Raw genomic sequence first — 13,435 nt, 5'->3', positions numbered from 1 at the left:
CATGTTTCCGATCAGCCGACGGAACCTGTTGCGCGGCGCCGCGGGGGCGGGCGCGCTTCCGCTCCTGCTCCCCGGCGGAGCCGCAGCGACCACGGCCGGCACCGCAGCCCGCACCCCCGCCGTTCCGCCCGCTTCATGGGTCGGCGCGGCCGCACCCTTCACCCACGTCTACGACCCGTCCACCCCTGCCCGTCCGCGCTATCTCAACGACCACACGGTGATCAGGGCTCAAGGCCGCTGGCACCTGTTCAGCATCGTCGGGGACAGCGCACCGCCCGGCGAGTCCCCCGACAGCTCGGGGGAGGTCTCCTTCGCCCATGCCTCCGCGGCGACTCCGCACGGGCCGTGGACCAGCCACGCCGACGCGCTCACCGTCGACCCCTCCTATTTCGGGGAGGAGCACCTGTGGGCGCCGCACGTCGTCGAGGCGGGCGGCACGTTCTGGATGTTCTACGCCGCCGGTGGCGCCAGCGGTGCCGCGATCAACCTCGCGACCTCGACCGACCTGGTCACCTGGACCCGTGAACCGTCCGGCCCCCTCTTCCGGGGGCTCGCGGCCCGCGACCCGATGGTCGTCCGGATCGGCGGCGAGTGGGTCATGTACTACACCGAACTGTCCGGCCCGGGCGGCCACCACGTCGTGTCCCACCGGCGGTCCGCCGACCTGGTGCACTGGAGCGCGCCGGGCGTCGCGTTCACCGACGCGAGCACGGACGCGACCGTCTCGGTGACCGAGTCGCCGTTCGTCGTCGAACGGGACGGCTGGTACTACCTGTTCATCGGTCCGCGCAACGGCTACGAGGGCACCGACGTGCTGGCCTCGCGCGACCCCTTCCACTTCGACCTGACCGGGTACGCGGGTCACGTCGCCGGTCATGCCGTCGAGGTCTTCGCCGACGGGGAAGCCTGGTACGCGAGTGCCGCCGGATGGTTCCGGCGAGGGCTGTACGTGGCTCCGCTGGCCTGGCGGGACACACCACCGTCGTGGCAGAGCCCGGACAACCCCGTCGCCGGGCTCGACGTTGACGGCCGCCTGACCGTCTTCGCGCTCGACGCCGGTGACCGCTCGATGCTGCGGCGCGTCCAGGTCGACCCGTCCACCGACACCTGGGCGGAGTGGGAGGCCTTCGGCGGGCCGGCCGGGGCCGTGCCCACGCTGGGCCGTGACGCCGACGGCCGTCTGGAGGTCTTCTCGCTCGCCCCGGGTGGCGTCCACCTGCACCACCGGGCGCAGCGCCCGGACGGCGGCTGGCGGGACTGGGAGGAGTTCGGCGGTCCGGCGGGTGCGGCCCCCGCCGTCGCCCGCAACGCCGACGGCCGCCTTGAGGTCTTCGCCCTCGGCCCGGGGGGCGCCTCCGTCGCGCGACGGAGGCAGTCGTCCCCGGGGTCGCCGGTCTGGGAGCCCTGGGCCGCCGGATTCGGTGGTCCGGCCGGCGCACCCCCCGTCGTCGCGGCCAACGACGACGGCCGCCTGGAGGTGTTCGTCCTGGCGCCGGGCGGGGCGGCGCTCCACCACCGGTGGCAGACGTCGGCCAACGGCCCCTGGGCCGAGTGGAACGCTTTCGGGACCGCGGCCGGCGCCGCGCCCCGGGTGGCCCGTGACGGCAGCGGCAGGCTCGCCGTCGTAGCGATCGGCCCGTCGGGCATGGGGGCCTTCGACCGCCGCCAGTCCGTGCCCAGCGGCGGCTGGGACGGCTGGCAGTCGCTGTTCGGCTGGACGGAGGCGGCCCCGTTGCTCGCGCCCAGCGCCGACGGGCGCCTGGAGGCCTTCGCGCTGTCCCCAGGGGGCGCTCGAATCAGCCACCGATGGCACCGCGCGCCCGGTGGCCCCTGGGATCCCGGCGACGACTTCGGCGAGTCCGGCATCCTGCTCGCCGGTACGCCGTCGGCCGCGGCCGACGCCACCGGTCGGCTGCACGTCTTCGCCGTCACGGCGGACGGCCGGATCCGTACCCGCGTACAGGACCGGCCCAGTGGCGGCTGGCGCCCCTGGACTTCGTTCGGCGACCGGGCGGTGGCCCCGCTCCGGCCGGGCGTCCCCGCCTACTGACGACCGATGTGAAGAGAGAGGAAGAGACCATGAGACCCATTCGGCCCGCAGCAGCCCTCCGCACCGCCCTCCGTACCGCCGTGGTGACCTTCGCCGCGGCGGTCGCGGTCGCGGTCACCACCGTCACCGGCCCCGTGGCCGCCGCGGACACCCCCGTGATCCCCGAGTTCACCGACGGGCAGGGACTGACCCGGGTCACCGCCGCCACCCAGGTGCACTCGGCCACGGACTTCACCCTCACCGTCACCACCCCCGAGCTCTCGGGACAGCACAGGATCCGGGTGTTCCTGCCGGGCGACTACTACACGGCCCCGGACAAGCGCTGGCCCGTGACGTACTTCCTGCACGGCGGAGCCGGCACGGTGGACGATGCCGCGGCCGCCCCCGCCCTGCGCGACGACCGGATGATCACGGTGGTGCCGGACGGCGGCCTCAAGGGCTGGTACGCCAACTGGAAGATGCAGAACACCGCACTGGGCAAGGCCAACTGGGAGAACTTCCACCTCCGGCAGGTCGTCCCCTTCATCGACGCCAACCTGCGCACCCTCGCCGACCGGGACCACCGCGCGGTCGTCGGCCTCTCCATGGGCGGCTACGGCGCCCTCCACTACGCCCAGGCCCGGCCCGACCTGTTCGGCCACGTCGCCGCCCTCTCCGGGGCCGTCGACCTCGGCCTGTGGGAGGTCCGCGGGGTCGTCCTCGCCACGGAACTCAACCTGCCGCACGCCATGTGCACCGCAAGCACCTCGGGTTCGGGTGGAGGCTGCCCCGACTACGGGCCCGTCGTGGACAGCGACGCGATCTTCGGCTCCCCGTACGCCCTCTTCGACGACCGGATCTGGAACGAGGTCAACCCCGCTTCCCCGGCCAATCTGCGCACACTCTCGGACACCGGCGTCACCCTCTACACGGGCGACCGTGGCCTGATCGACAGCAGGACGGCCGTCGCCTCCACCAACGTGAAGAACCGCCTCGACCAGCTGGGCATCCCGAGCCGCTTCGTCAACTACGGCAACGGCGGCTCCCTCTCGCCGCAGTGCAACGGCGAGCACAACTACGGCTGTTGGTCCGCCGTGTTCGCCGACTACATCCCCCGTCTGGCGGACGAGTTCGACCAGGCGGACTGAGCGGAGCCGCTCACCCTTCTCCCGCTTGCGCACGGTTCGGCCGGGTCACGGAAGTGGCCGATGCCATACGGTGAACCGTCGCGTACTACCGGTAGCGTTCTGTGTGCATGACAGCTGTCTACGCGCGGGACGGGGGGATCGGTGAGCGGCATAGTCGTCCATCTGCCGCAGGGGAGCGGCGGCGTCGTCGACGGAGAGCCGTACGGCGAGGCGGTGACTCTCAGGCTGGGCCCGGGGGAGCGGGCGCGCTTCGGGCGCGGCTCGTCGCGGACCCCGGTCGAGCTCCGTCTCGCCGACGAGGCGATCTCCCGCCTGGCGGGCGAGATCCGCGTCACGGACGACCACTGGCAGTTGAGCAATCACAGCACGACCCACAGCTATCTCGTGGAGAACCCGGAGGGTGCGGGCGAGTACCTGCGGGTGCCTCCCCGTCGGGCCGGTGCGCCGATCCCGTTCGAGTTCTCCCGGGTGGTGCTCCCCACGCGCCGTGACACCACCGTCTCCTTCCAGGTGTTCGCTCCCGACCACGTCTACCTCGATCCGCACGGCATGGGCGGCTCCTGGGAGAGCCGTACGGTCACGGCGTACTCGCTCGACGAGACGGCCACGTACTTCCTGGTCCTCGCCGCGCTCTGCGAACCCTGGTTACGCGACCAGTCCCCGGTGGCGGTGCCGACGACCCCGCAGGTCGTCGAACGGCTCAGAGGGCACTCCTCCTGCGCCAAGCTCACTCCCCGGGCGGTGAGTTCGCACATCGACTACCTCGCCGAGGAGAAGCTGAGGGTCGGTGGCGGTCAGGTCTCCGACGCGGGCCGGGGGGACCGCCGGCACGGCAAGCGCGAGGCCGTGGTCGGTGTCGCGCTGAGATTCGGGATCGTACGGGAGGAGCACCTCGCACTGCTGCCGCCCCGGGCCGAACCGGCCGCACGGGGACGGTAGGGGCGGTGGTGCCGGTGGGGGGCCGGGGCACGTCGTGGGGGAGTGAACGCACGGAACTCCTGCCCGAGGGCTACCGGTTGGGGAACTGGCTGGTCGCCGAGCCGATCGGGTCGGGCGGCTGGGCGACCGTGTACGCGGGCCGGCCGGCGGCCGACGGGGAAGGGTCCGCGGCGCGGGACGAGGTCGCGCTCAAGGTCATGCCGACCGCGGGACTCGCGCCCCGCCAAGCTGCTCGCGTGGCCGAAGCGGCCCGGCGCGAGGTCGAACTCGGCCGCGGGGCAGCCCATCCCCGGCTCGTCCGACTGATCGACTCGTTCGTGCTCACCTCACCCGGACATCCGGCGCTGGACGGCGCGATCGTCCTGGTCATGGAGCGCGCCCGCTGCACTCTGCGGGACCTGATCGGCGCCGGGGCGAGCGGCCACGGGGCGACTTCGGCCGGCGTGACCGAAGCCAAGTCGACCGAAGCCAAGGCGACCGAGGTCAGGTCGACCGAGGTCAAGTCGACCGAGGCCTGGTCGACCGGCGCCGGGTTGACCGAGGCCGAGGGCGGTCGGCTGATCGCCGGGATCTGCGAGGGCCTGGCCCATCTGCACGCGGCCGGCTGGGTGCACGCCGACCTCAAGCCGGAGAACGTCCTGATCGGCCAGGACGGTGCGGTGAGGCTCTCGGACTTCGGGCTCGCCACCGAGCTGACCGGCACGCACGGATACGCGCCCCCGATGGGCACCCTGGACTACCTCCCGCCCGAGCGGTGGAAGGCGCCGCTGGGAGAGCTGGGCGTGGAGGTCCGGCCGAGCGCCGACATCTGGGCCCTGGGCATCGTGATCCACGAGGTGTTCGCGTCCGGTGCCCCGCCGTTCACCGGCGCCACGCCGATGGCGCGGGGAGCCGCCGTCCAGGAGTACGCGGAGGGGCGCGCGCCGCTCCGGATGGACCAGTCGGTCCCGGAGTTCTGGCGGGCCCTGGCCGCCGACTGCCTCGCCCCCACCCACGCCGACCGCGCCGCGCACACGGCCGAGAGTCTGCGCGGGCGGATCTCCTCCCACGAGCCACGAGGGCTCGCGCCGACGCTCCGTACCGTACGAAAGGGGCGCCGGGCCCGGGCCGCGCTCCTCGCCGCCACGGTGTGCGGGGCGGTCGCCGCGGCGACGTGGACGTACGCGGGACGGGACGGAGGGCCCGGGCGGGGGGAAGGTTCCGCGGGATCCCCGGTCCGCATCCGGGTGTTCAACGCCGAGCGGGGCTGCCAGGATCGCGCCGACCGGGACCCCCAGTGCAGTCTGGGCCTGGCGATCGACCCCCTGCGGCCGTACACCGCCGAGAACGTCGTCCCCACCCGGGTCTGGCACGGCGACCTCCTCGACGCCGACTGCGAGGTCCCCCGCGGTCAGCCGATCATCGACGAGGAGGACCTGGAGTCGACCCGCTGGTTCCGCGTCAGCCTGCCGGGCGGGCCCGCCCGGCAGGCCTGGCTGCCGGCGGTCCGGACGAAGGACCGCCCGGTGCTCCCGCGATGCCCACGCCCCGCCTCCTGACGGACGGACGCACGGACGGGGCGGAGGCCACGGAAGGCGCGGAGCGCTACGGAATGCGGGCGCTGACCGTCCGGGCGACGTGGGTGAGGACCTTGTCGCTCCAGTTCTTGTTCGACTCCGGGTACTCCCCGACCCCGTCCGCCGTGGACATGCCGTCCACCTCGAACTTGTACGGCCCCCGGAAGCAGGTCGGTCCCTCCGAGAGGTCCGGCAGGAAGCAGCCCTCCGCGCCCAGCGCGGCCCCGAGGTCGCGGAACTCCTTCTTGAGCCGGGTCGCCTGCTCGCGCGCGTCCTTCATGTCCTCGGCGTAGCTCTCCCGTACGAGGGCGGGGTCGGCGATGGCCGTGAAGGTCAGCTTGATGCTGCTGTTGCGCTTGCTCTCGTACTCGGAGGGGAGCCCGAACTTGTACGAGCAGCCGCCGGCGGCCACGTCGCCGGTCGTACCGGGAGCGGACTCGGCCAGCGGGTTGAAGTTCATGATGGTGACCTTCAACGGCTCGCGCTCGAAGTCGGTCGCCTGCGGCAGGATCGCGTGGATCTCCGTGTCGCTCAGCACCTCGCAGGCGTTCGGCCACTGGGCCACGGGCAGCGAGCCGTTGGCGGCGGGCTGCGCGGCGAGCCGGGGGCCCGACGGCTCGGCCGTCCCGAACTCCAGTGCGGGCGGTGGGCTGCTGCAGCCGGCGAGCGCCAGCGGGGCGGTCACGGCGAGGACGGCACACCATCGGTTCAGCCTGGACACGTCACATTCCCCCGAGAGTGAGGACTCCGATCGAGCGCCCATTCTTTCCAGGGCCGCACCGCCGATCGGCGGAGTTCCCGGCATCGGACCTGTGATCCTCACGACAGGTGGTCGCCGTGGGTGGTAGGTCGGTGGGATGCAGCCAGGCACAGCACCGACGGTCACCCCCTTCCTTCGTACGGCCGCCGCCTACGCGTGGCGACTGCTCGTCGTCGGCGCGCTCGTCTACAGCCTGTTCGCGGTGCTCGGGCGTTTCCACGAGATCGGCGTGGCCGTGTTCCTGGGGCTCGTGATCACCGCACTGCTCCGCCCCCTGGCCGACGTGGTCGCCCGCGGGCTGCCCCGGCCGCTCGCGGTCGCCCTCACCGTGCTGGGGAGCATCGCGCTCGTCCTCGGCGTGCTGGCGCTGGTGGGCGAGGCGGTGGCGGGGGAGCGGACGACCCTCGTGCGCGAGTTCCGTACGGGGATCATCCGGATCGAGGACTGGCTGGAGCGGCCGCCGTTCCGGCTGGAGCCGGGGGCGCTGTCCGACCTCCAGGCCAGGATCGGACAGTTCCTCTCCAGCCACCGCTCGACCCTGGTCAGTACGGCTCTGAGCGGCGCCCATCATGTGGTGGCCGTGCTGACGACCCTGGCCCTCGCGCTGTTCTCCGCGGTGTTCTTCATCCACTCGGGCGACCGGCAGTGGGCCTGGTTCAAGGAACAGCTCCCCGCGTCGGTCCGTGACCGGGTGGCCGTCGGCGGGGGCGCGGCCTGGCGGACCTTCACCGGCTACACCCACGGGATCGTCCTGGTGGCGGCCGTGAACGCGGTGCTCGTCGGGATCGCCCTGTGGCTCCTCGGCGTTCCGCTGGCGGTTCCGCTGGCCCTCCTGGAGTTCCTGGCCGCGTTCGTGCCCCTGATCGGCTCGCCGATCGCCCTCGCGGTCGCCGCCGTCGTGGCGCTGGCCTCACAGGGGCCGCTGGTGGCCGGGATCGTGGTCGGCCTGATCGTGGTGATCGGCCAGATCGAGGGCCATCTGCTGCACCCGATCGTCATGAGCTGGGCCGTACGCCTCCATCCGCTGGTCGTGGCGATCACGGTGATCGCGGGCTCGATCGCCGCCGGCATCGTGGGCGCCGTGGTGGCCGTACCGCTGGTCTCGGTGGTCTGGTCGGTCCACACGGCGCTGCGGGAGGCCCGTGCGGCGGCGCCGCCGGAGGGCTGATGCGGGGTGGTGAGGGGCGCGGAGCCCTCACCACCTCACTTCGGTGCCGACAGGTCGGATGTGGACCTGGCTGCCGGGCACCCCCGCACCGGGGGCGATCTGACCGGCGGCGGTCCCGGGACGGAACGGAGGGGTCGGCGTCCAGCCCCCGCGGGGGCGTGGGGTTGTCCCCAGGGAGGATGCAGGAGCTGGCAGGTTGGTTCCGTTGATCTTGGACGGCGAGGCTTGGCGGAGCCGGCGCAGCGAGGTGACCGGCCTGTCGAGCAGGGGAGTTCACTCATGTCCATGCGTACGCGGAAGAGCCGGCCCACCGACGGAACGGGGCCGTCCGGGCGCCGCGGGCGGGCCGGCGCCGTGGCCGCGATCGCCGCCGCGTTGGCCGTCGCCGCAGTGGTGCCCGCGACCGCGGCCTCGTCCGCCCCGGCGCACGGGCCGCGCGACGCCGTCCGTGCGGGTCTGGAGCGCGTGGTGACCGAGGACGGCTTCCCCGCGGCCCTCCTCGCCACCACCGGGCGCGACGGCCGGACCCGGAACCACACCGCCGGAGTCGGGGACCTCGGGACCGGGGCGAAGGTGCCGGTCGACGGGCAGGTGCGGGTGGGCAGCAACACCAAGACCTTCACGGCCGTGGTGGTCCTGCAGCTGGTGGGCGAGGGGAAGGTCGCGCTCGACGCCCCCGTCGAGCGCTATCTGCCGGGTCTGCTGCGCGGCGACGGCATCGACGGCCGGCGCATCACCGTCCGCCAGCTGCTGCAGCACACCAGTGGTCTGCCCGAGTACACGAGCGTCCTGATGGACCGGGTCTTCGGCGAACAGCGGCACACCTACTACCAGCCCCGCGCTCTGCTCGACGTGGCCCTGGAGCGCAAGGCCGAGTTCGCCCCCGGGGCGCGCTGGTCGTACAGCAACACCAACTACGTCGTCGCCGGGCTGCTCGTCGAGAAGGTCACCGGTCGCCCGATCGCCGAGCAGATCACGAAGCGGGTCGTCGATCGCGTAGGGCTGCGGCACACCTACTTCCCCGGTGTGGGCGAGGAAGGCATCCGGGAGGCGCACCCTCGCGGTTACCACGCGAGCGGGCCCGGTGCGCCGCTGGTCGACATCACCAGGATCGACCCGTCGTGGGGATGGGCGGCGGGGCAGCTGGTCTCCACCCCGGGCGACCTCAACCGCTTCTTCTCCGCCCTGATCGGCGGCGAGCTCCTGAAGCCCGCGCAGCTCGCCCAGATGCGTACCACCGTGGAGATCCCGGACGACGGCTCCGGATCCACGCCCGGCAGCCGTTACGGCCTCGGGCTCATCAGTACGCCGCTCAGTTGTGGCGGTGTGATGTGGGGACACGGCGGCAACATTCCCGGCTATCACACCTACCCCGGAGTCACCGACCGAGGGCGCGCCGCCACGATCGCCGTCACCGCCCTCCAGCCGCCCACGGCGAAGGGGTTCACCAGCGCGGACGCGGTCGTCGACACGGCGCTGTGCGCGAACTGACGAACCGTCAAATGCAGTGCCCGCACCGGAGGGTGCGTCCCGGTTGTCGTGCGGGGTCTTGCGCGGGACTGCCGGTCTCTCTACTCTCCCGGCCAATGGTTAGGAATATTTCCTAACCATTGGCCATGGAGGGAAAGGGAGTTGTCATGCGTCGACGAAGCGTCTCGCTTCTCGGGCTCGCAGGTCTGCTGGCGTTGCCCCTGACGGTGCTGCCACAGGCACAGGCCGCCGACGGTCCGGTGTCCACCGGCAAGACGGTGACGGCCTCGTCCGTCGAGACCTCGGCCTTCGGGCCCGGTCTCGCGGTGGACGGAAACACGGGCACTCGCTGGGCGAGCCTCGAAGGGGTCGACCCGCAGTGGATCCGCATCGACCTCGGGGCCGACCACACGATCTCCCGCATCAAGCTCAACTGGGAGGACGCGTACGGGAAGACCTACCGGATACAGACCTCGGCCGACGGGTCGACCTGGTCGGACGTCTACTCCACCACCGCCGGTGACGGCGCGACCGATGACCTGACGGTCTCCGGCAGCGGCCGCTACGTCCGCATGTACGGCACCGGCCGCGGCACGGCGTACGGCTACTCCCTCTGGGAGTTCGAGGTGTACGGCGCGCCCACCGGCGGCGGGGGCGGCGGCGGGACGGCCGTCCCCTTCGGCAGCCACCTCAAGCCCTACACCGCCGGCATGCTGAAGCCCTCCGGCTCCCAGGCCACGATCGACCAGAAGGTCGTCGAGTACTACAACAAGTGGAAGTCGGCCTTCGTCCGGCAGAACTGCGGCAACGGCTGGTACCAGATCATCTCGCCCGACGCCGACCACCCGTACGTCGCCGAGGCGCAGGGTTACGGCATGGTCGTCACCGCGACCATGGCCGGTGCCGACCCCGACGCGAAGAAGATCTTCGACGGCCTCGTGAAGTGGAAGATCGACCACCCGTCCTCCGTCAACCCGAACCTGCTCGCCGCCGAACAGGACGTCGCCTGCAAGAGCGTCAACGGCGGTGACGGCGCCACCGACGGCGACATGGACGTGGCCTACGGCCTGCTCCTCGCCGACAAGCAGTGGGGCAGCACCGGCACCTACAACTACAAGGACCTCGCGCTCAAGCACATCGCCGCGATCAAGAAGGACGAACTCAACCCGACCACCAAGCTCCTGAAGCTCGGAGACTGGAGCAGCTCCGGCGACCAGTACTACTACATCACCCGTACCTCGGACTGGATGGTCGACCACTTCCGCGCCTTCCGCACGGCCTCCGGCGACACGACCTGGGACGCCGTGCGCACCGCGCACCAGACCCAGATCTCCCGCCTCCAGTCGACCTACGCCTCCGGCACCGGACTCCTCCCCGACTTCGTCGTCGACACCAACACCACGCCCAAGCCCGCACCGGGCGAGGTCCTGGAGGACCCCAACGACGGCGCCTACTGGTGGAACGCCTGTCGCACCCCCTGGCGCATCGCGGACGACGCGGTGACCAGCGGTGACGCCACCTCGCTCGCGGCCGCCCGGAAGCTCAACAGCTGGATCAAGACCAAGACCGGCGGCGACCCGAACAAGATCGCCATCGGCTACAAGCTCAACGGCACCCAGATCTCCGCGGGCAGCGAGGCGGCCTTCTTCGCGCCGTTCGCGGTGGCGGCCATGACCGACTCGGGCAGCCAGGCCTGGCTGGACGCGCTGTGGAACAAGATGCTGGCCACCCCGATCGACACCAGCAGCTACTTCTCCGCGAGCATCCAGCTCCAGGTCATGATCACGGCCTCGGGCAACCACTGGGTCCCGTAGGGCCCGTCAGACAGGACCCAGCGGCACGGGCAGCGCCCTGAGGTAGCCGGACAGGGCCGCCGCGGTCCCGCCGAGCGGGAACCGGGCGGCGAGCTGCCCGTCGGGGCGTACGACGAAGCCGGTGGCGCCGTCGGGGAGATAGAGCCGAGCGAACTCCCCGGCGGCGTCGCGGTACGCCGGAACGCCAAGGGAAACGGGAGCCTGTGGATCGCCGGTCCGTGGGAGTACGGCGAGGACGTCGAGGGGGAGCAGCCCGCAGCAGGCCCTCGCTTCCGCCGCCGCGGCGGCCAGCTCGGCGCCCTCGGCCCCGTACAGCACGGCCACATGCCCCGGACGCCGGCGCAGCACGTCGAGCAGTCGCAGCGGGTAGGCGGCGATCGGCGTGGTCAGCCCGGCGCAGTCAGGGGCCCGGTCGCCGGGCTGGGGCGCGTCGACCGGGCCGTACGGCACGTCGGCGAGCGGACCGTCGCGGTAGCCGACGAGCAGCTGGGCCTCGCGGAGGATCAGCGTCCGCCGGTCGGTCGGGTCGTCCTCGAACCCCCGGGTGGAGTGCCGCACGGTACGGCCCACGACCTCCTCACCCACCGGTCGGCGCTCGGCGTCATAGCTGCCGAGCAGCGCGGGCCCGGCCTCGCCCCGCACCACGAGGGCGAGCTTCCAGGCCAGATTGGCGGCGTCCTGGACACCGGTGTTCATGCCCTGGGCGCCGGTGGGCGGGTGGATGTGGGCGGCGTCGCCCGCGACGAACACCCGCCCCTCGCCGTAGCGGTCGACGATGCGGTGGCTGACGCGGAAGACCGAGGACCAGCGGAGACCGGAGAGCCGGGTGGGGCGCGGCGCCAGCCGGTCGACGACCGCCTGCAGGTGCGGAAGCTCCGGACCGTCTCCGCCGTCGAGACCGTGGGCGACACCGTCCGACGCCGTCACCGGTGCGGCCAGTTCGGGCGGGACGTTCATGGACATCCGATAGCGGCCCGCTCCCGGCAACGGGATGCAGACCAGCACGTCGTCGAGGGAACCGTCGTCGGCGCGGTGCTCGGAGCGGAGCGCGTACCCCTGGGGCAGGCCCCAGTCCGCATCGGTCTCGACGTCGCCGAGCATGTACGTGTCCGGGAACGCGCCGCCCTCGTACGACAGGCCGAGCGTCTTGCGGACGATGCTGTGCGCCCCGTCGCAACCGACCAGATAGCGGACCCGCAGCTCCTCGTCCGCCCCCGACGCGGTGCGCAACCGCGCGGTGACCCCGTCCGGGTCCTGGGTGAACGAGACCAGCTCGGTGCCGCGTTCGATGACCGTCCCGAGCCCGGCGAGGTACTCCTCCAGGAGCCGCTCGGTCTCGTACTGCGGCAGCGCGGCGAAGCCGTACGGCACCTCCGGAGGCAGCTCCAGGTCGAGCCGCGCCGCCTCCCTGCCGTTGACATAGGTCAGTTGGCCGCGCATCGGGACGGCGGACTCCAGGACGGCACGGACCAGACCCATCCGGTCCCAGACCTCCAGGGTGCGCGGCTGGATCCCGACCGCCTTCGCGTACGGGAGCCGGGCCGGCAGCCGGTCGACGAGCCGGCAGCGCACGCCGTGGCGGCGCAGGTCGGCGGCGGCGCTCAGGCCCACCGGCCCCGCGCCCACGATCAGTACGTCGGTGGTGGTGCCGGAGTGCGCCACGGGTTCCTCCAGTGCTGGCCGGCTTCCGGGCAGGGCCCGCATTCCATGGTCACCCGGGGCCGCCCGTTCGGCGAGCCGTGCGCCCGGGCGGCCGTACGCGCGTGCGTACGAATGCCGTACCGGTCGGTAGTGCCGTTGCGGCGAGGCCTACCGGACCGGTGCACGGACCCGGACGGGCACGCCCGGCGTCCCTGTCGGGCCACAGGCCGAGCGCATCCGCGCCAGGGTCCCGATCCGGGTCACGGGCCCGGCATCCGACGGCCGTTCGAGGAGCGGTACGGTGCCGGTCGGGCACCCCTCGGGGTCGGAGGAAGGACGAGAAACCCATGGCACAGGAGCACACCCGGCACACCTTGCCGACAGTCGTCTCCCACCCGGTGGGCCATGTCGTCGGAGGACGCGACGAGGTGCGGGACGACGAGTGGGGCGACGTCGTGTCGGTCATCCGGCTGGACGCGGAGGCCTTCGGACCCGAGGCGCTCGCCGGTCTCGACGCCTTCTCGCACCTGGAGGTGGTCTACCACTTCGACCGCGTACGACCGGACGCCGTGCAGACCGGCGCCCGCCACCCGCGCGGCAACACGGAGTGGCCGCTGGTCGGGATCTTCGCCCAGCGCGGCAAGAACCGCCCCAACCGCATCGGCGTCTCCCGCTGCCGGTTGCTCCGCACGGAAGGGCTCGACCTTCATGTGCGGGGCCTGGACGCGGTCGACGGCACGCCGGTCCTCGACATCAAGCCGTACATGACGGAGTTCGGCCCCCAGGGCCCGACCACCCAGCCCGCCTGGGCGGACGAGATCATGCGTCACTACTACTGAGCAGGGAGCAGGGAGCAGGGAGCAGGGAGCAGGGAGCCGGGAGCCGGGAGCCGGAAGCCGGGGGCCGGGGG

General features: G+C 72.4%; 10 protein-coding genes. 8 read left to right on the top strand and 2 right to left on the bottom strand.

The genetic code is table 11. The features are described from left to right. Position 1 precedes the first annotated feature (1 nt). The 4 genes from OG259_RS05070 (at position 2) to OG259_RS05055 (ending at position 5,654) form a co-directional block, all read left to right on the top strand. Complete coding sequence (locus tag OG259_RS05070) at positions 2–2,050, top strand: family 43 glycosylhydrolase (RefSeq protein WP_328941084.1); 2,049 nt, start codon at positions 2–4, stop codon at positions 2,048–2,050. A 29-nt stretch (positions 2,051–2,079) separates the two neighbouring features. Continuing rightward, a complete protein-coding gene (locus OG259_RS05065) occupies positions 2,080–3,177 on the top strand; it encodes an alpha/beta hydrolase (RefSeq protein WP_328941083.1) in 1,098 nt (365 codons plus the stop codon). Positions 3,178–3,318: 141 nt separating this feature from the next. Next, on the top strand, positions 3,319–4,116 hold the full coding sequence (locus tag OG259_RS05060; RefSeq protein ID WP_328941082.1) for a serine/threonine protein kinase: 798 nt from the start codon (positions 3,319–3,321) through the stop codon (positions 4,114–4,116). A gap of 5 nt (positions 4,117–4,121) precedes the next feature. Continuing rightward, positions 4,122–5,654 (top strand): serine/threonine-protein kinase, encoded by a 1,533-nt coding sequence (locus tag OG259_RS05055; protein WP_443051916.1) that lies wholly within the window; start codon positions 4,122–4,124, stop codon positions 5,652–5,654. A 46-nt stretch (positions 5,655–5,700) separates the two neighbouring features. On the opposite strand, the gene OG259_RS05050 is transcribed toward OG259_RS05055, so the two are convergent. Beyond that, entirely contained in the window at positions 5,701–6,393 is a 693-nt protein-coding gene (locus OG259_RS05050) for a hypothetical protein (RefSeq protein ID WP_328941081.1), read from the bottom strand. A gap of 136 nt (positions 6,394–6,529) precedes the next feature. Between OG259_RS05050 and OG259_RS05045 the strand changes: the two genes are divergently transcribed. From OG259_RS05045 to OG259_RS05035, 3 genes are all read left to right on the top strand, one after another. Next, the gene (locus tag OG259_RS05045) at positions 6,530–7,600 is read left to right on the top strand and encodes an AI-2E family transporter (RefSeq protein WP_328941080.1); all 1,071 of its coding nucleotides are present in this window, start codon (positions 6,530–6,532) and stop codon (positions 7,598–7,600) included. A 279-nt stretch (positions 7,601–7,879) separates the two neighbouring features. Next, entirely contained in the window at positions 7,880–9,091 is a 1,212-nt protein-coding gene (locus OG259_RS05040; protein ID WP_328941079.1) for a serine hydrolase domain-containing protein, read from the top strand. Between the two features lie 146 nt (positions 9,092–9,237). Beyond that, complete coding sequence (locus tag OG259_RS05035) at positions 9,238–10,884, top strand: glycosyl hydrolase family 8 (protein WP_328941078.1); 1,647 nt, start codon at positions 9,238–9,240, stop codon at positions 10,882–10,884. Between the two features lie 6 nt (positions 10,885–10,890). Here the strand turns inward: OG259_RS05035 and OG259_RS05030 are convergent, their stop codons facing one another. Continuing rightward, the gene (locus tag OG259_RS05030; protein WP_328941077.1) at positions 10,891–12,546 is read right to left on the bottom strand and encodes an FAD-dependent monooxygenase; all 1,656 of its coding nucleotides are present in this window, start codon (positions 12,544–12,546) and stop codon (positions 10,891–10,893) included. A gap of 326 nt (positions 12,547–12,872) precedes the next feature. Here OG259_RS05030 and OG259_RS05025 point away from each other — a divergent pair, with 326 nt between their 5' ends. Then, the gene (locus tag OG259_RS05025) at positions 12,873–13,364 is read left to right on the top strand and encodes an SAM-dependent methyltransferase (RefSeq protein ID WP_328941076.1); all 492 of its coding nucleotides are present in this window, start codon (positions 12,873–12,875) and stop codon (positions 13,362–13,364) included. Positions 13,365–13,435: the final 71 nt, after the last annotated feature.

The organism is Streptomyces sp. NBC_00250, from assembly GCF_036192275.1.
Lineage (GTDB): Bacteria > Actinomycetota > Actinomycetes > Streptomycetales > Streptomycetaceae > Streptomyces.
The sequence above is the reverse complement of the archived record's forward strand: the minus strand, read 5'-3'. Positions and strand labels throughout refer to the sequence as shown.